At 75.4% G+C, this 15,425-nt stretch carries 14 protein-coding genes; 2 read left to right on the top strand and 12 right to left on the bottom strand.

The annotated features are described in order from the left end of the window. Positions 1-15: 15 nt before the first annotated feature. Both aroQ and aroB read right to left on the bottom strand, forming a co-directional pair. Positions 16-501, bottom strand: a complete 486-nt coding sequence (aroQ, locus tag ACLQ2V_RS20150; RefSeq protein WP_425720071.1) for a type II 3-dehydroquinate dehydratase — start codon at positions 499-501, stop codon at positions 16-18. Next, the gene (gene aroB, locus ACLQ2V_RS20145; RefSeq protein WP_425720070.1) at positions 498-1,574 is read right to left on the bottom strand and encodes a 3-dehydroquinate synthase; all 1,077 of its coding nucleotides are present in this window, start codon (positions 1,572-1,574) and stop codon (positions 498-500) included. Before aroB ends, aroQ begins: the two co-directional genes overlap by 4 nt. 146 nt (positions 1,575-1,720) lie before the next feature. Between aroB and ACLQ2V_RS20140 the strand changes: the two genes are divergently transcribed. Then, entirely contained in the window at positions 1,721-2,242 is a 522-nt protein-coding gene (locus tag ACLQ2V_RS20140) for a DUF2243 domain-containing protein (protein WP_425720069.1), read from the top strand. Then, positions 2,239-3,033, top strand: coding sequence for a cytochrome c oxidase assembly protein (locus ACLQ2V_RS20135; protein WP_425720068.1), 795 nt, complete (start codon positions 2,239-2,241; stop codon positions 3,031-3,033). Before ACLQ2V_RS20140 ends, ACLQ2V_RS20135 begins: the two co-directional genes overlap by 4 nt. On the opposite strand, the gene ACLQ2V_RS20130 is transcribed toward ACLQ2V_RS20135, so the two are convergent. From ACLQ2V_RS20130 to ACLQ2V_RS20085, 10 genes are all read right to left on the bottom strand, one after another. Further along, positions 3,023-3,529: a shikimate kinase gene (locus tag ACLQ2V_RS20130; protein ID WP_425720128.1), complete on the bottom strand. Its 507-nt coding sequence runs from the start codon at positions 3,527-3,529 to the stop codon at positions 3,023-3,025. The two genes, ACLQ2V_RS20135 and ACLQ2V_RS20130, sit on opposite strands and share 11 nt — an antisense overlap. A 53-nt stretch (positions 3,530-3,582) precedes the next feature. After that, positions 3,583-4,761 carry a chorismate synthase gene (gene aroC / locus ACLQ2V_RS20125; protein ID WP_425720067.1) on the bottom strand — a complete coding sequence of 393 codons (1,179 nt, stop codon included), beginning with the start codon at positions 4,759-4,761 and terminating at the stop codon, positions 3,583-3,585. A gap of 112 nt (positions 4,762-4,873) precedes the next feature. Then, a complete protein-coding gene (locus ACLQ2V_RS20120) occupies positions 4,874-5,716 on the bottom strand; it encodes a shikimate dehydrogenase (RefSeq protein WP_425720066.1) in 843 nt (280 codons plus the stop codon). Then, entirely contained in the window at positions 5,716-6,918 is a 1,203-nt protein-coding gene (mltG, locus tag ACLQ2V_RS20115; RefSeq protein WP_425720065.1) for an endolytic transglycosylase MltG, read from the bottom strand. Before mltG ends, ACLQ2V_RS20120 begins: the two co-directional genes overlap by 1 nt. Further along, a complete protein-coding gene (ruvX, locus tag ACLQ2V_RS20110) occupies positions 6,915-7,373 on the bottom strand; it encodes a Holliday junction resolvase RuvX (protein ID WP_425720064.1) in 459 nt (152 codons plus the stop codon). Before ruvX ends, mltG begins: the two co-directional genes overlap by 4 nt. Positions 7,374-7,445: 72 nt before the next feature. Next, the gene (alaS, locus tag ACLQ2V_RS20105) at positions 7,446-10,124 is read right to left on the bottom strand and encodes an alanine--tRNA ligase (RefSeq protein ID WP_425720063.1); all 2,679 of its coding nucleotides are present in this window, start codon (positions 10,122-10,124) and stop codon (positions 7,446-7,448) included. Beyond that, entirely contained in the window at positions 10,121-10,426 is a 306-nt protein-coding gene (locus ACLQ2V_RS20100) for a hypothetical protein (protein WP_425720062.1), read from the bottom strand. The genes alaS and ACLQ2V_RS20100 overlap by 4 nt, the downstream gene beginning before the upstream one ends. 28 nt (positions 10,427-10,454) lie before the next feature. Continuing rightward, the gene (locus tag ACLQ2V_RS20095) at positions 10,455-10,916 is read right to left on the bottom strand and encodes a DUF948 domain-containing protein (RefSeq protein ID WP_425720061.1); all 462 of its coding nucleotides are present in this window, start codon (positions 10,914-10,916) and stop codon (positions 10,455-10,457) included. 151 nt (positions 10,917-11,067) lie between these two features. Further along, a complete protein-coding gene (locus ACLQ2V_RS20090) occupies positions 11,068-11,679 on the bottom strand; it encodes a hypothetical protein (protein ID WP_425720127.1) in 612 nt (203 codons plus the stop codon). A gap of 2,246 nt (positions 11,680-13,925) precedes the next feature. Beyond that, positions 13,926-15,422, bottom strand: a complete 1,497-nt coding sequence (locus tag ACLQ2V_RS20085) for a replication-associated recombination protein A (RefSeq protein WP_425720060.1) — start codon at positions 15,420-15,422, stop codon at positions 13,926-13,928. Positions 15,423-15,425 lie beyond the last annotated feature (3 nt).

The following is a 15,425-nucleotide window of genomic DNA, read 5'->3' as shown; positions in this document are numbered from 1 at the left end:
ACAGACCTGACGAGTCTACTCGCGGCCCGCCGTCCCTGCTGCGCCGCCCGCTCGGGCGCTCGTCGGCGCGACACCCGGCCGGGCCGCCAGGTGGTGCAGGGCGAGGCGGTAGCCGTCGACGCCCAGCCCGCAGATCACCCCGGTCGCCACCGCGGAGACCACCGAGTGCCGGCGGAACTCCTCCCGGGCGTGGATGTTGGAGATGTGCACCTCGACCAGGGGCCCGCGCAGCATCGCGCAGGCGTCCCGCACCGCGATCGAGTAGTGCGACCACGCCGCCGGGTTGAGCACCACCGCCGCGCCCTCGTCGGCCGCCGCGTGCAGCCAGCCGATCAGCTCGTGCTCGGCCTCGGTCTGCCGGACCGTCACGTCCAGCCCCAGCTCCCGGCCCGTGGCCGTGCAGAGGTCGACCAGGTCGGCGTAGCTGGTGGCCCCGTACACGTCGACCTGGCGGGTGCCCAGCCGGCCCAGGTTCGGCCCGTTCAACACGTACACCCTCATGAGGTGATCTCCCGGTAGGCGGCGTGCAGCAGGTCGTCGTCCGGGCCCTCGAGCATCGCCGGGCGGGCCGGGCCGTCGAGCACCACGAAGCGCAGCCGGGCACCCCGGGCCTTCTTGTCCACCCGCATCGCGGCCAGCAGCTGCGGCCACGCGTCGGCCCGGTAGGTCGTGGGGAGCCCGAGCGCGGCCAGCACCGTGCGGTGCCGCCGCGCGGTCGCGGCGTCCAGCCGGCCGGCCAGCCGGGCCAGCTCGGCGGCGTAGACCAGGCCGACGGCGACGGCGTGCCCGTGCCGCCAGCGGTACCCCTCGACCTTCTCGATGGCGTGGGCCAGCGTGTGACCGTAGTTGAGCACCTCGCGCAGCCCGGCCTCGCGCAGGTCGCCGGAGACCACGTCGGCCTTCACCCGGACCGCCCGCTCGATCAGCTCCCGCAGCACCGGCGAGGTCGGGTCGGTGGCCGCCGCCCGCTCCCCCTCCACCAGGTCGAGGATCACCGGGTCGGCGATGAAGCCGCACTTGACCACCTCGGCCAGCCCCGCCGCCAGGTCCACCGCCGGGAGGCTGTCGAGCACCGTCAGGTCGGCCAGCACCCCGGCCGGCGGGTGGAACGCGCCCACCAGGTTCTTGCCCGCCGCCGTGTTGATCCCGGTCTTCCCGCCGACCGCCGCGTCGACCATGCCGAGCAGCGAGGTCGCCACCGGCACCCAACGCACCCCGCGCAGCCAGCAGGCCGCGACGAAGCCGGCCAGGTCGGTCACCGCGCCGCCGCCCACCCCGACCACCGCGTCGGTACGGGTGAAGCCCGCCGCCCCGAGCCGGTCCCAGCAGTCGGCGGCCACCTCGACGTCCTTGCCCGCCTCGGCGTCGGGCACCTCGATCGCCAGCGGGGTCGCCCCGGCGGCGGCCAGCCGCACGCCGATCTGGTCGGCCAGCCCCTTCAGCGGCGGCGCGTGCAGCACCGCCACCCGGGTCGCGCCGGGCAGCAACGTCGGGAGCGCGCCGAGCAGGTCGCGTCCCACCAACACGTCGTACGGCCGCTCGCCGCCGACCGGAATTCGGGTCACTTCGTCCATCGCCGGCAGCCTAGTCCAGCCGACCGCCCCGGGTCCGGCTCCGTCCACAAGCTGACCGCCCCGTGACCGACCGGCACGCGGCGGCGTTTAGCCCCGCGAGACGGGGGCAGGATCACCCGGACCGGTGACGACGCGGAGGTTCCACCATGGCCACACCCACGATCGACGGCGCCGACATCCGGGTGCCCGCCACGGTCCTCGGCATCGGCCTGGGCGGCTTCGTCGACGGCATCGTGCTGCATCAGGTGCTCCAGTGGCACCACCTGCTCAGCAGCACCGACACCGACAACATCGGGGTGAAGTCGTACCCGGTGGACACCGTGCCGGGCCTGGAGATGAACACCCTCTGGGACGGGCTCTTCCACGTGGTGACCTGGGTGGCCGTGCTGACCGGGCTGGCCCTGCTCTACTCCCGGGTGACCCGGTCGCGGGGCCGGCTGTGGCGCTCCCCCGTGCTCTGGGGCTGGGCGCTGGTCGGCTGGGGGCTGTTCAACCTCGTCGAGGGGATCATCGACCACCACCTGCTCGGCATCCACCACGTGCGCGGCGGGCCGCACCAGACCTGGTGGGACCTCGGCTTCCTGGCGTTCGGGGTGGTGCTGATCGTCGTCGGCTGGCTGATCCAGCGGCGGGGCACGCCGGTCGACCTCTGCGCCGACCGGCGGTGACCGGGCCCCACACCGGCCACGACGGGTTCGCCCCCGGGCCGACGCTGCTCGTGCCGCTGGTGCTCTTCTGGGTCTACCTCGCCGCCGCGCTGCGCCAACGCGGGCCGGGCGGGGGCGGTTGGCCGCACCGGCGTACGGCCGCCTTCGGCGTCGGCGCGGCCCTGCTCACGGTCGGCCTCGGCCTGCCGGGCGGCGGCTTCGCCGCGCACATGTGGCAGCACCTGCTGATCGGCATGCTCGCCCCGCTCGGGCTGGTGCTCGGCGCGCCGGTCACCCTGGCCCTGCGCACCCTGCCCCGGCGGCGCGGCCGGGCGCTGGTCCGCCTGCTGCGCCACCGGGCCTTGGGGCCGCTCGCCCACCCGGTCACCGGCCTGGCGCTGAGCACCGGCGGGCTCTACCTGCTCTACCTGACCCCGCTGTACCGGGCCACCCTGGCGCACCCGGCGCTGCACCACCTGACGCACCTGCACTTCCTGCTGGCCGGGCTGCTCTTCACCTGGTCGATCGCCGGCCCCGACCCCGGCCCGCACCGCCCCCGGGTGCCGGTGCGGCTGGTGGTGCTCGGCGTCGCCGTCGCCGCGCACGCCGCCCTGGCCCAGTTGCTCTACGCCGGGCTCGCCGTGGACGTCCCGGCCCCGCCGGAGCAGCTGCGCGCCGGGGCGACGGTGATGTACTACGGCGGCGACCTGGCCGAGATCGCCCTGGCCCTGGCGCTGCTGGCCACCTGGCGCCCGGAGCGCAAGGCGCCCCCGCAGGGTGAGCCGGCGGCGGGTCGGGCCGTCAGGGTTTGAGCAGGGCCGCGACCTCGGCGGCGATCTCCTGCGGGGCGCGTCCGTCGGTGACCACGGTCGCGGTGGCCACCTCGGCGTAGAGCGGCCGGCGCTGGTCCATCAGGTACTTCAACGTCGCCCGGGGGTTGATCGCCAGCAGCGGTCGGCCCGCGCCCAACCCGACCCGCTTCACCGCGTCGGTCAGCTCGACGCTCAGGTGCACCACCGTGTGCCCGAACAGGGCCGCCCGGTTCTCCTCGGCCAGCACCGCGCCGCCGCCGAGGGCGAGCACCCCGGAGCAGGAGGCCAACGCCGCGGCGGTGGCGGCCCGTTCGAGGGCCCGGAAGTGCTCCTCCCCCTCGTCGACGAAGATCTCCGGGATCGGCTTGCCGGCCAGCCGCTCGATGTCGGCGTCGGTGTCGCGGAACTCCACCCCGAGCAGCGCGGCGAGGTGCCGGCCGACGGTGGTCTTGCCCGATCCCGGGGCCCCGACGAGCACGGCCACCGGCCGGGTCACCGCGACGGCGTCCCGCTCGGCCTCGTCCCGCTCCACCCCGTCGGGCGCGGCGCTCACCGGATCACCAGGGCGTCGAGGTACCCGGCCAGGTTGCGGCGGATCTCGGCGACCGAGTCGCCGCCGAACTTCTCCGTGGCGGCCTCCGCGAGCACCAGGGCCACCATCGCCTCGGCGACCACGGCGGCGGCCGGCACCGCGCAGACGTCGGAGCGCTGGTTGATCGCCGTCGCCGCCTCCCCCGTGGTCACGTCCACGGTGGCCAGGGCCCGGTTCAGCGAGGAGATCGGCTTCATCGCCGCCTTCACCCGCAGCGGCTCGCCCGTGGTGATGCCGCCCTCCAGCCCGCCGGCCCGGTCGGTGACCCGACGCACCCCGGTCGCGGTGGGAATGATCTCGTCGTGGGCCTCGGATCCCCGGGAGCGGGCCTGCTGCCAACCGTCGCCGATCTCCACGCCCTTGATCGCCTGAATGGACATCAGGGCGGTGGCGAGCCGGGCGTCGAGCTTGCGGTCCCACTGCACGTGGCTGCCCAGGCCCGGCGGCACCCCGTACGCCAGCACCTCGACCACGCCGCCGAGGGTGTCGGCGGCCTTCTTCGCGGCATCGACCTCCGCGACCATCCGGGCGCTGGCCTCCGGGTCGAGGCAGCGCAGCGGGTCGGCGTCGATGCGCTGCGCGTCCTGCGGGGTCGGGCGCAGCCCCGGCTTGACGGCGACGGGGCCCAACTCCACGACGTGCGAGACGATCTCGACGCCGAGCGCCTGCCGCAGCAGGGCCTTCGCCACGGTGCCGACGGCCACCCGCGCGGCGGTCTCCCGGGCGCTGGCGCGCTCCAGGATCGGCCGGGCGTCGGTGTGGCCGTACTTCTGCATGCCGGCCAGGTCGGCGTGGCCCGGACGGGGGCGGGTCAGCGGCGCGTTGCGGGCCTGCTGGGCCAGTTCGCCCGCGTCCACCGGGTCGGCGGCCATCACCGTCTGCCACTTGGGCCACTCGGAGTTGCCGACCCGGACGGCGAACGGGCTGCCCAGGGTCACGCCGTGCCGCAGGCCGCCGATCACCTCGATCTCGTCCCGCTCGAAGGACATCCGGGCCCCCCGGCCGTACCCGAGCCGGCGGCGGGCCAGCTCACCGGCGATCTCGCCGGTGGTCACCTCGACCCCGGCGGGCACGCCCTCCATCATCGCGACCAGGGCAGGACCGTGCGATTCACCTGCAGTCAGCCAACGCAACACGTCGGCAAGTCTGTCACGACCGCAGGGTGTCCCACGGCACCGCCCGTCGTGTCCCGCCCTGCGGACGCCCCCAGCAGCGACGACGCGCCGCCGCGCCCGGGTCGACGTCGGGCTAGCGGGGCGGGCGGATCTCGGTGCCGGCCGCCGCGGAGAGCGCGGCGGCCATCGCCGGCACCGGGGCCGACACGCCGGTGAAGTGCGCGAACTGGCCGACGGCCTGGGCGAGCAGCAGGTCCAGCCCGGACACCACCCGGCACCCGGCCGCCCCGGCCGAGGCCGCGAGCGGGGTCGGCCACGGGTCGTAGAGCGCGTCGAAGTAGACCGCCCCCGGCCGCCACCGGGCGGCGGCGGCCAACGGGTCGGCGACGCCCTTCGGGACGGTGGAGACCACCACGTCGGCGTCGGTGTGCCGGGCGGCGTCGGCCCAGTCGACGCCGGTCAGCCGCACGCCGAGCGCGGCGGCGGCGGGGCGCAGCTCGTCGATCGCGCAGGCGCGGCGGGCCAGCACGGTCACCGCCGCCGCGTCGAGCCGGGCGGCGGCGGCCAGGGCGGCCCGCGCGGTGCCGCCCGCGCCGAGCACGCTCACCCGGGCGCCGGAGCGCACGCCGGCCGCACCGAGCAGCGCGATCATGCCGGCGGCGTCGGTGTTGTCGGCGTACCAGGTGCCGTCGGGGCGGTGGACCAGGGTGTTCGCCGCGCCCAGCGCGGCCGCGACCGGCGAGGCCTCGGCGGCGACGGCCAGGGCGGCCTCCTTGCAGGGCATGGTCACCGACAGCCCGGCCCAGTCGGGGCCGAGGCCGGCGACCAGGGCCGGCAGCTCCGCCGCCGCGCACTCGATCCTGGTGTACGACCACCCGGCGAGGCCGGCGGCGGCGTAGCCGGCGTTGTGGATCACCGGGGAGAGGGAGTGGTCGATCGGCTTGCCGATCACCGCCGCCCGCCGAGGCGCGGTCATCAGATGATCCCGGCCTCCCGCGCCTTCGCCTCGTTCTTCTGATGCTGCTCGTAGGTCTCGGCGAACTCGGAGTGCCCCTCCTCGTCGATCGCCACGAAGTAGTGCCACTTGCCCTCCGGCGGGTCCATCGCACCCTCCAGAGCCTGCTTGCCCGGGTTGTTGATCGGGGTGGGGATCATGCCGGTCAGCTTGCGGTTGTACGGGTTCTTCGGGTTGTCCAGCTCGGCGGGGGTCATGTCCTTCGACCGCTTGCCCTCCTGGCCGATGGACTCGAAGTAGTAGTTGACCGTGACGTCCATCTCCAGGCACTGGCACGGGAACGGCTTGTACACCCGGTTGTAGGCCACCCGGGCGACCTTGCCGAGGTCGTCCTTGTTCCCCGCCTCGGCCTGCGCCAGGGAGGCGACGATCAGCGCCTCGTACGGGCTGATCCCGCCGCGCTCCTCCCGGACCCGGTCGGCGAACTTCATCTCGCCGGTGACGGTGAGGAAGTTGTCCACCATCATGCTGAGGATGCTCTCGGCGGTGGCCTTCGGCGGGATCTCGTAGGTGTCCGGGAAGAGGAAGCCCTCGACCGACTTCTTCATCGGCTTGCCGTCGGTGCGCTTCAACCACCAGTCCGGCACGCCGAGCCCCTTCGGGTCCTTCGCGGCGGCCTCGAACTCCTTGACCGGGATCTTGGTCTGCTTCGACAGCAGCTTGTAGATGCCCTTGGCCGTCGTCCCCTCGGGGATGGTGAGCCCGGTGACGACCTTGTTCTTGAGGTCCAGCAGCATGACGATGGCCTGCTCGGCGCTCATCTGCTTGCGCACCTTGTAGGTGCCGGGCTGGATGTTCTTGCTGCGCGCGTTCTCCTCGGCGGCCTCGATGAAGGCCTTGGAGCTCTTCACCACCCCGGCGACCTGGAGGGCGTCGGCCATGTCGGCGATCAACGCGCCCTGCTTGATCTCGACGGTCACCTCGCCGGTGCCGGCCCCGTCGTAGTCGGGGGTGACGAAGTAGCTCTGCACCCGGTCGAAGCCGTAGAAGGCGCCGCCGCCGATCACGCCGAGCAGGACGAAGGCCATCAGCAGGGCCAAGGCCGTCTTGCCCCGGCCGCCCGAGGACTCGCCCTTGCGCTTGCGCACGTAGCTGCGCCGGTGCTTGCCCTTGTCGCCACTGCGATCCGACTCGTCGAATCCGAGGTCCAGATCGTCGATCATCGCGTCCGCCTCCGCTGCGCGTCCAGCCAGCTCTGCAGGATCTCCACCGCGGCGGCCTGGTCGACCACCGCGCGTTGGCGCTTCCCCCGCACGCCTCGCTCGGCCAGCCTACGAGAAGCCACCACGGTCGACATCCTCTCGTCGGTGAGCGTTACCGGAACGGGGGTTATCACGTCAGCTAGCTGGTCAGCGTACGCCTTCACGTTCTGCGCCGCTGGGCCGTGCCGGCCGGCCAGGTTGATCGGAAGACCGACGACGACCTCGACGCACTCGTGCTCGGCGATCAACGCGACGAGCTGCGCCATGTCGCTGGGCACGCCGTCGCCGGCGGTCAGGTCCCGGGCGAGGGTGACCAGCGGGGTGGCCAGCACCCCGTGCGGGTCGGAGCGGGCCACCCCGACCCGCACCTGCCCCACGTCCACCCCGAGCCGGACCCCGCGCAACGATTCGGTCATCTCTCGTTCATCCTGCCTGATACGGGTCAGGGCGAACCGTGACGGTCCGCCCTGACCCGAGCTGCGATGCGATCACGCGCCGGCGATCGCCTGCTCGACGGTGGCCAGCAGCTTCGGCGCCTCGCCCGCCGGCAGGCCGCCGCCCTGGGCCAGGTCGTCGCTGCCGCCGCCCCGACCGGAGAACGCGGCCTTGACCAGGTCCTTCGCGGTCAGGCCCCGGCTGCGGGCGGCGGCGTTCACGGCCACCACCAGCGACGCCTTGCCGTTCGCCCGCGCCACCACGGCCACCACGGCCGGGCGGGCCACGTCGATGCGGCCCCGGATCTCCTGGGCCAGGGTCCGCACGTCGTTGCCGGCCGCCCCCTCGGGGGCCTCGGTGCCGACGTACGCCACCCCGTGCACGTCCTTGGCCTGGGCCGCCAACGCCGCCGCCCCGCCGAGCACGAGCTGGGCGCGCAGCTTCTCCAACTCGCGCTCGGCGTCGCGGAGCTGGGTGACGGTCTGCTGCACCCGGTCGGCGACCTGGTCGCCGGGGACCCGGAACAGCTCGGCGAGCCGGGAGACCAGCAGGTGCTCGCGGGCCAGGAAGCCGAAGGCGTCCATGCCGACCAGCGCCTCGATCCGGCGCACCCCGGAGCCGACCGACGCCTCGGAGAGGATCTTGACCAGGCCGAGCTGGGCCGAGCGGGCCACGTGGGTGCCGCCGCAGAGCTCGCGGGCGTAGTCGCCGACCTCGACGACCCGGACCCGCTCGCCGTACTTCTCGCCGAAGAGCGCCATCGCGCCGATCCGGCGGGCCTCCTCCTGCGTGGTGACGAAGGCGTGCACCTCCAGGTCGGCCAGGAGCACCTCGTTGACCTGCTGCTCCACGTCGTGCAGCACGCTCGGTGCCACCCCGGTCGGGGTGTTGAAGTCGAACCGCAGCCGCCCCGGGGCGTTCAGCGAACCGGCCTGGGTGGCCGACTCGCCGAGGAAGTTGCGCATCGTCTGGTGCACCAGGTGGGTGGCGGTGTGCGAGCGGGAGATCGCCCGCCGCCGGGTCGCGTCGATCTCGGCGTACCCGGTCTCGCCGGCGCGCACCTCGCCCCGGACCACGCGGGCCCGGTGCACGATCAGGCCCGGCACCGGCTGCTGCACGTCGAAGACCTCGACCTGCCCGCCGCCGACGGTGATCAGCCCCTGGTCGGGCTGCTGACCGCCGCCCTCGGCGTAGAACGGGGTGGTGTCGAGCACCAGCTCGACGGTGTCCCCCTCCGCCGCCGCGCCGACCTGGTCGCCGCCGGCCAGCACCGCGCGGACCCGCGACTCCCGGGTCAGCTCGGTGTACCCGGTGAACTCCACCGGCCCGCCCGCGTCGAGCACCGACCGGTACGCCGACACGTCGGTGTGCCCGGTCTTGCGGGCCCGCGCGTCGGCCTTGGCCCGGTTGCGCTGGTCGGCCATCAACCGGCGGAAGCCGTCGGCGTCCACGGCGAGGCCCTGCTCGGCGGCGATCTCCAGGGTCAGGTCGATCGGGAAGCCGTAGGTGTCGTGCAGCTGGAACGCCTTCTCGCCGGCCAGGGCCGGCTTCCCCGCCGACTTGGTCTCGGCGATCGCCGTGTCCAGGATCGTCGTCCCGGCGCGCAGCGTCGCCAGGAAGGCGTCCTCCTCGGCGTACGCGTACTGCGAGATCCGGTCGAACTCGGTGGCCAGCTCCGGGTACGACGGGGCCATGCAGTCCCGCGCCACCGGCAGCAGCTCGGGCAGCGCCCGGTCGCCGTACCCCAGCAGCCGGACCGCGCGGATGGCCCGGCGCATGATCCGGCGCAGCACGTAGCCGCGCCCCTCGTTGCCCGGGGTGACCCCGTCGCCGATCAGCATCAGCGCGGTGCGGACGTGGTCGGCGACCACCCGCAGCCGCACGTCGTCGGGGTGCGACTCGCTGGCCACCTGGCCGGAGTGCGCCCCGTACCGCTTGCCGGTCAGCTCGGCGGCCCGCGCCAGGATCGGCTGGACCTCGTCGATCTCGTAGAGGTTGTCGACGCCCTGCAGGATGGAGGCCATCCGCTCCAGGCCCATGCCGGTGTCGATGTTGCGCGCCGGCAGGTCGCCGACGATGCGGAAGTCTTCCTTGCTGGCGACGTCGGCGATCTCGTACTGCATGAAGACGAGGTTCCAGAACTCCATGTAGCGGTCCTCGTCGACCGCCGGCCCGCCCTCCCGACCGTAGGCGGGGCCCCGGTCGTAGAAGAGCTCGGAGCTGGGCCCGGCCGGGCCGGGGATGCCCATGGACCAGAAGTTGTCCGCCTTGCCCCGGCGCACGATCCGCTCCGCCGGCACCCCGACGGAACGCCAGATCTGGTACGCCTCGTCGTCGTCGAGGTAGACCGTCGGCCAGACCCGGTCGCCGTCCAGCCCGAAGCCGCCCTCGGCGATGGGCCGGGTGACCAGGTCCCAGGCGAGCGGGATCGCCCCGGCCTTGAAGTAGTCACCGAAGGAGAAGTTGCCGTTCATCTGGAAGAACGTGCCGTGGCGGCTGGTCTTGCCGACCTCGTCGATGTCCGGGGTGCGCAGGCACTTCTGCACGCTCACGGCCCGGGAGAAGGGCGGGTTCTGCTGCCCCAGGAAGTAGGGGACGAACTGCACCATGCCGGCGTTGACGAACAGCAGGTTCGGGTCGCTGATGGCGGGCAGCGGAGCGGACGGCACCACGACATGGCCGTTCGCCTCGAAGTGGGCGAGGTACCGCCGCTTGATCTCCGCCGTCTTCATCGCTGGTGCTCCTCCGGAAAGATCTCTCGGTCGCCGATGCGCGGGTCGTCGCGCAGCTCGGCGAACTGGTCGTCGAACGCCTCGCCCCGGGCGAACGCCTCGTGGATCTCCTGTTCGCGTTCGACCATCCCGACCCGGACGTCCTCCACGAAGCTACGCAGCGACTCCATCAACCCGCCAGCGGAATGCGCCAGGCCCTCGGCCATGCCAGCCGGCGTGTACGCCTGCGCGGTGCGGGTGGCCTTGCGGACCACCACCACGCCGACGGCCAACCCGATGCCCAACCAGAACAGGCGTCTCATGCTCTCGTTCCCTCCGTCGCCGGCCGGCTCAGCGGTTGCCGCGCTTGGCGGCCCGGCGCTGCTGCTTGATGGTGTCGCGCACCTCACGCTCGGTCTCGGCGTTGCGGCGGGCGGAGGCGGCCCGGCGCAGCCCGTAGCCGAACGCGGTCACCTTCACCAGCGGGTTCGCCGCCGCGGCGGAGACCACGGTGGCCAGGTTCGCCACGTTCGCGGTGACGTTCTGCGCGTGGCTGGTCATGGTGTCCACCTTGGCCAGCTGGAGGTTCACCCCGTCCAGCGAGGTCTGCACCTGCTCCAGCGCGACGTTGACGTTCTTCACCGTGGTGTTGACGTCCCCGAGCAGCGGCGCGGTGCGGTCGTTGAGGTCGTTGATCATCCGGGTGGTGGCGTCCACGGTGTGCCGCAGCCGCAGGATGGGCAGCGTCAGGATCAACACGAGCATCGCGAACGCGATCGCCGCGATCAGGGCCGCGACCTCTCCAAAACTCACGCCTGTCCTCCTCGAGCAGAGTTCCGGGACCCGACGCCCCGGAACGCGCGACCGTCATGCCCCGCGCCGACGCCGGTGACCCTGCTACGGGTCGGCGGGAGCGGGCGGGGCCTGCCAGCCCCAGACCCTACCGTCAGTTACCCGTCCCGGCTCACGACGGTGAGGGGGTCGGCTCGTCGAGCGGGTCCTCACTCAAGGTCGGGAAGGGATCCTCTCCGGTGAGTGACGGGTCGGTGCTCGGCTGCGGCCGGGTCCGCTCGTCGTCGATCGCGTTGCGAACCTTCACCGACACCAACGATCCGGCGCACTCCTGCGCTGCGGGCGAGGCCAACGGCGCGGGCTCGCCGTCCACCGGCGGCGGGACGCAGGGCCGCTCCCGGACCCAGAGGTCGAGGGTGAGCTCGTCGCGACGCCAGCAGGTGTAATCGCCCTTCGTCTCCGGCTCGGGGCAGCGGCTGACCTTCCACGGCTGCCAGCCGTCGGCCGTCAGGGCTCCCCGGTAGGCCTGCGCGGTCTCCTTGACCGCCCGTTCGGAGGAGACGGTGCGTTCCCGCAGCCGGCACTCCTCCAGGCACCAGCGGCTGCCGCTGACGTTGTCGACGGTCTCGGCGGCCGCCCAGCCGGGCACGTTCAGCTCGTCGAGGGTGTCGAAGACCGGATCGTGGCTCAGCGTCCGCAGGCCGAAGTAGAGCGGGACCGCGCCGAGCAGCACCAGGCTGACCAGGGCCAGCACGCCCATCCGCAGCCGACGGCGTTCCCGCATCTGCCGGCGCAGCTCGGATCGGGCGCCGCGCAGGCCACCGGGGCCCGTGGGCGCGGGCCCGTCGGGGGCATCCGGCTCGTCGGGCCGCCGGAGCGTGATACCGCCGGTGGCCTCGGCCCGGCCGGCGAACTCCGCCCCGGCGGGGCCGCCCGGGGCGGGCACCACCACGGCGGCGCGGGCCACTGCGGGCTGCGGCTCGGGGCGGACCGGCGGCACGGTCGCGCGCCCCCCGCCGGCCTCGGCCCGCCCGGCCTCGCGCGGCGGGGCCGCCCGACCGACCTCGGCCCGACCGACCTCGGCCCGACCGACCTCGGCCCGACCGACCTCGGCCCGACCGACCTCGGCGCCACCGACCTCGGCCCGCCCGGCCTCGTGCGGCGGGGCCGCCCGACCGACCTCGGCCCGACCGGATTCGCGCGGCGGGCTCGCGGGGCCGGCGGACCGCTCGTCGGGGCCACCCTCGGGACGGGCCACGGGGGCCGCGGCCCGTGCGGCGGGCCGGCCGGCAGGGCCGCCGGGCCGCACGCCGGACTGGGACGGCTCCGCGCCCCCGGGCCGCACCCCGGACTCGGTCGGACCCGCGCTCCCGGGCCGTACCCCGGACTGGGACGGCTCCGCGCCTGCGGGCCGCACCCCGGACTGGGACGGGTCCCCTCCCCCGGGGCCGGCCCCGGGCTGGGTCGGGCGTGCGGCGCTGGACTCGAAGCCCGGCCAGAGGCCGGCCAGGCCGGCTCGGGCGGCCTTGGCCGCCCGCGAGCCGGCGGTCGCGCCCGAACCGGGAGCGCCCGGCACCGCCGCCCCGCCGCGAAGTGGGGCCGCACCCGGCCCTGGTACCCCCCCGGCCGGACCGGGCTGGGCCGGGTCGCGGCTCTCGCGCGGCGGGCCGGAGCCCTCGGGGCCGGTGACGGCAGCGCCGTCGGGTCGGTCGCGGCCGACCGGCGACCGACCGCCGTCGGCGCTGCGGTGGTGGTGGCCGGGCTCGGTTGCGGCGGAGGGCGGCGGGGGTGGCCCGGCCGCCGGGTCGACGGTGGGCAGGCCGGGGTCGGTGTGGGTGCCCCGGCCCGCCCTGCGCAGCCACTGCGCCGGGCGCTGCGGACGCTCACCACGCGACGGTGGCGGCCCGCTCCGCTCCCCGGTGTGCTCGCCCGTCGGATCGGTGTGGGCGGCGCTCTGCTCACCCGGGCCCTGCTCGGGTCGGCCCCGCCGGCTGCCCTCGGCCCGGTCGACGGGCGGCTGCGGGCCGGCCGGCGTGCCGGGCACCGGGGGGGCGTTGCCGCTGAGCGGAACCACCGGCGGCGGCTCCTCGGCGGCACGGCGGCGGCCCACCGGGGGCGCCGCGGGTGGCGGCGCGGCGGTGCCACGCCCGGTCGGCTCGCCCGTCCCGGCCGGGACGGCAGCGCCGGGACGCTCGCCCGCCGGGCCGTCGACCGGGGCCGGGTGCGTCCCGGCGGCGGGGGGCTGTCCCAGGGCGGCCCGACGCGCCGCCGACGGCAGCGGGACGGCGCCCCGGCCGGCCGGGGGCTGGCCACCGCGTACGGGAGGGGCCGCCGGCACGCCGGGCCGAGGGGCCTGCCCGGGTGCGCCGGGAGCCGGGACGGGCTGCCCCGCCGGCCCGGGCTGCTCCCCGTCGGCCTGCGGGTGCCGGGGAGCCGGCTGCGCCGGGTACGGCGGACGGGCCGGTTGCGCGCCGAGCTGCGGCGCACGGGCCACCCCCGCCGGCGGCGGGGACGGCGGATTCGGGCCCTGCGCGGGCCGGCCGGGTTGCGCCGAGGTCGGCGCGGCCGGCGGGAGCTGGCCCGGTGTCGCCCGGCCGGCCGGGACCCCCGACTGCGGGGGCGAGCCGTGCGGCGCACGGGGCGGTTCGGTCGGGCCGGGTCGGCGGCCGGGCTCGGCCGAGCCGGGCCAGAGCCCGGCCGGCGGGCGGGGCCGGGTGGGGCCGGCCTCGGCCGCCGAACCGGCACGCCCGGGGGGCCCGGCCGGCGCTCCGGGCGGGCCGGCCGGGCCCTGCCGAGGCTCCGGCGCGGCCCGCCCCGGCGGGGGGGCCGTGCCGGGGGCTCCGGCCTGCGGGCCCAGGTCGGTGCGCTGCTGCTTGGCGGAGCGCAGGTCGTCGATCCAGCCGAACTCCTCGCCGCTGACCGGCTCCTCGGGCTCGCTGTCGGGTCGGCTCCGGCCCCACCGACGCCCCTTGGCGCGCTGCTCGCGCCGCTCGTCGGGGCCGTCCTCCGGTCGCTCCGAACCACGGGATCTCACTGCTGGCCCTCCCCGACGGCGTCAGCGCCGTCCTCGTCCGCCACGGTGGCGTGCCCGTTGCCCGACGGGTGGCGGCCGTTCCCGGTGGGCGCGGCGCCGTCCGGACGCGCCGGGGCCGGCAGCCCTCGGACGATCCGGCGCAGCAGCGGCAGCCGGGTGGCCACCGACCGCTCGGCACCGTGCCCGCTGGGACGGTAGTAGTCGGCTCCGACAAGATCGTCCGGAGCGTACTGCTGGGTGACCACCCCACGGGGGTCGTCGTGCGGGTAGCGGTAGCCCGTGCCGTGGCCCAGCCCTCGGGCCCCGGGGTAGTGGGCGTCGCGCAGGTTGCGGGGCACCGCCCCGCCCCGGCCGGCGCGCACGTCGGCCATCGCGGCCCCGATCGCGGTGGTCGCCGAGTTGGACTTCGGCGCGGTGGCCAGGTGGATCACCGCCTGGGCGAGGTTGAGCTGGACCTCGGGCAGGCCGACGAACTCGACCGCCTGGGCGGCGGCGGTGGCCACGCCCAACGCGCCCGGGTCGGCCATCCCGACGTCCTCGCTGGCGAAGATGACCAGGCGGCGGGCGATGAACCGGGCGTCCTCGCCGGCCACCAGCATCCGGGCCAGCCAGTGCAGGGCGGCGTCCACGTCGGAGCCGCGCATGCTCTTGATCAGGGCGCTGGTGACGTCGTAGTGGGCGTCGCCGGCGCGGTCGTAGCGCACCGCCGCGACGTCCACCGCCTGCTCGGCGGTGGAGAGTTCGATCCGGTCGACGCCGAGCGCCTCGGCCGAGGCGGCGGCGGCCTCCAGCGCGGTCAGCGCCTTGCGCACGTCACCGCCGGCGAGGCGTACGAGGTGGTCCTCGGCGTCGGCGGCGAGGGTGAGCGCGCCGCCGAGGCCCCGGGGGTCGGTGACCGCGCGGCGCAGCAGGCCGCGCACGGCGTCGTCGTCCAGCGGCTGGAGGGTGAGCAGCACGCACCGCGACAGCAGCGGCGAGATGATCGAGAAGTACGGGTTCTCCGTGGTGGCCGCCAGCAGGGTCACGGTCCGGTCCTCGACGGCGGCCAGCAGCGAGTCCTGCTGGGTCTTGCTGAACCGGTGCACCTCGTCGATGAAGAGCACCGTCTGCGGGCCACCGGAGCGACGCTGCCGGCGGGCGGCCTCGATCACCGCGCGGACGTCCTTGACCCCGGCGGAGAGCGCCGACATCGCCACGAAGCGGCGGTCGGTGGCCCCGGCGACCAGGTGCGCGATGGTGGTCTTGCCGCAGCCTGGCGGTCCCCAGAGGATCACCGACATCGGGGTGGCACCGCCGACGAGCTGGCGCAGCGGGGCCCCCGGTGCGAGCAGGTGCTCCTGCCCGACCAGCTCGTCGATGCCGGCCGGACGCATCCGCACCGGCAGGGGCGAGTCGGTCGACACCGGGGTGAAACCGTCGACGCCGACGGCACCCGTGGGGGCGGCGGGCGCCCCGGCGGGTGAGCCGAGGGAGAAGAGGGCGTCGGACTCCATCGC

Origin of the sequence: Micromonospora sp. DT233, from assembly GCF_049841815.1 — a bacterium.
Taxonomy (GTDB): domain Bacteria; phylum Actinomycetota; class Actinomycetes; order Mycobacteriales; family Micromonosporaceae; genus Micromonospora.
The sequence above is the reverse complement of the archived record's forward strand: the minus strand, read 5'-3'. Positions and strand labels throughout refer to the sequence as shown.

Excerpts from the sequence above, each read along its gene's own strand:
- aroQ (WP_425720071.1), bottom strand. The coding sequence starts at position 501 with ATGAGGGTGTACGTGTTGAACGGGCCGAACCTGGGCCGGCTGGGCACC.
- aroB (WP_425720070.1), bottom strand. The coding sequence starts at position 1,574 with ATGGACGAAGTGACCCGAATTCCGGTCGGCGGCGAGCGGCCGTACGAC.
- ACLQ2V_RS20140 (WP_425720069.1), top strand. The coding sequence starts at position 1,721 with ATGGCCACACCCACGATCGACGGCGCCGACATCCGGGTGCCCGCCACG.
- ACLQ2V_RS20120 (WP_425720066.1), bottom strand. The coding sequence starts at position 5,716 with ATGACCGCGCCTCGGCGGGCGGCGGTGATCGGCAAGCCGATCGACCAC.
- mltG (WP_425720065.1), bottom strand. The coding sequence starts at position 6,918 with ATGATCGACGATCTGGACCTCGGATTCGACGAGTCGGATCGCAGTGGC.
- ruvX (WP_425720064.1), bottom strand. The coding sequence starts at position 7,373 with ATGACCGAATCGTTGCGCGGGGTCCGGCTCGGGGTGGACGTGGGGCAG.
- alaS (WP_425720063.1), bottom strand. The coding sequence starts at position 10,124 with ATGAAGACGGCGGAGATCAAGCGGCGGTACCTCGCCCACTTCGAGGCG.
- ACLQ2V_RS20100 (WP_425720062.1), bottom strand. The coding sequence starts at position 10,426 with ATGAGACGCCTGTTCTGGTTGGGCATCGGGTTGGCCGTCGGCGTGGTG.
- ACLQ2V_RS20090 (WP_425720127.1), bottom strand. The coding sequence starts at position 11,679 with ATGCGGGAACGCCGTCGGCTGCGGATGGGCGTGCTGGCCCTGGTCAGC.
- ACLQ2V_RS20085 (WP_425720060.1), bottom strand. The coding sequence starts at position 15,422 with ATGGAGTCCGACGCCCTCTTCTCCCTCGGCTCACCCGCCGGGGCGCCC.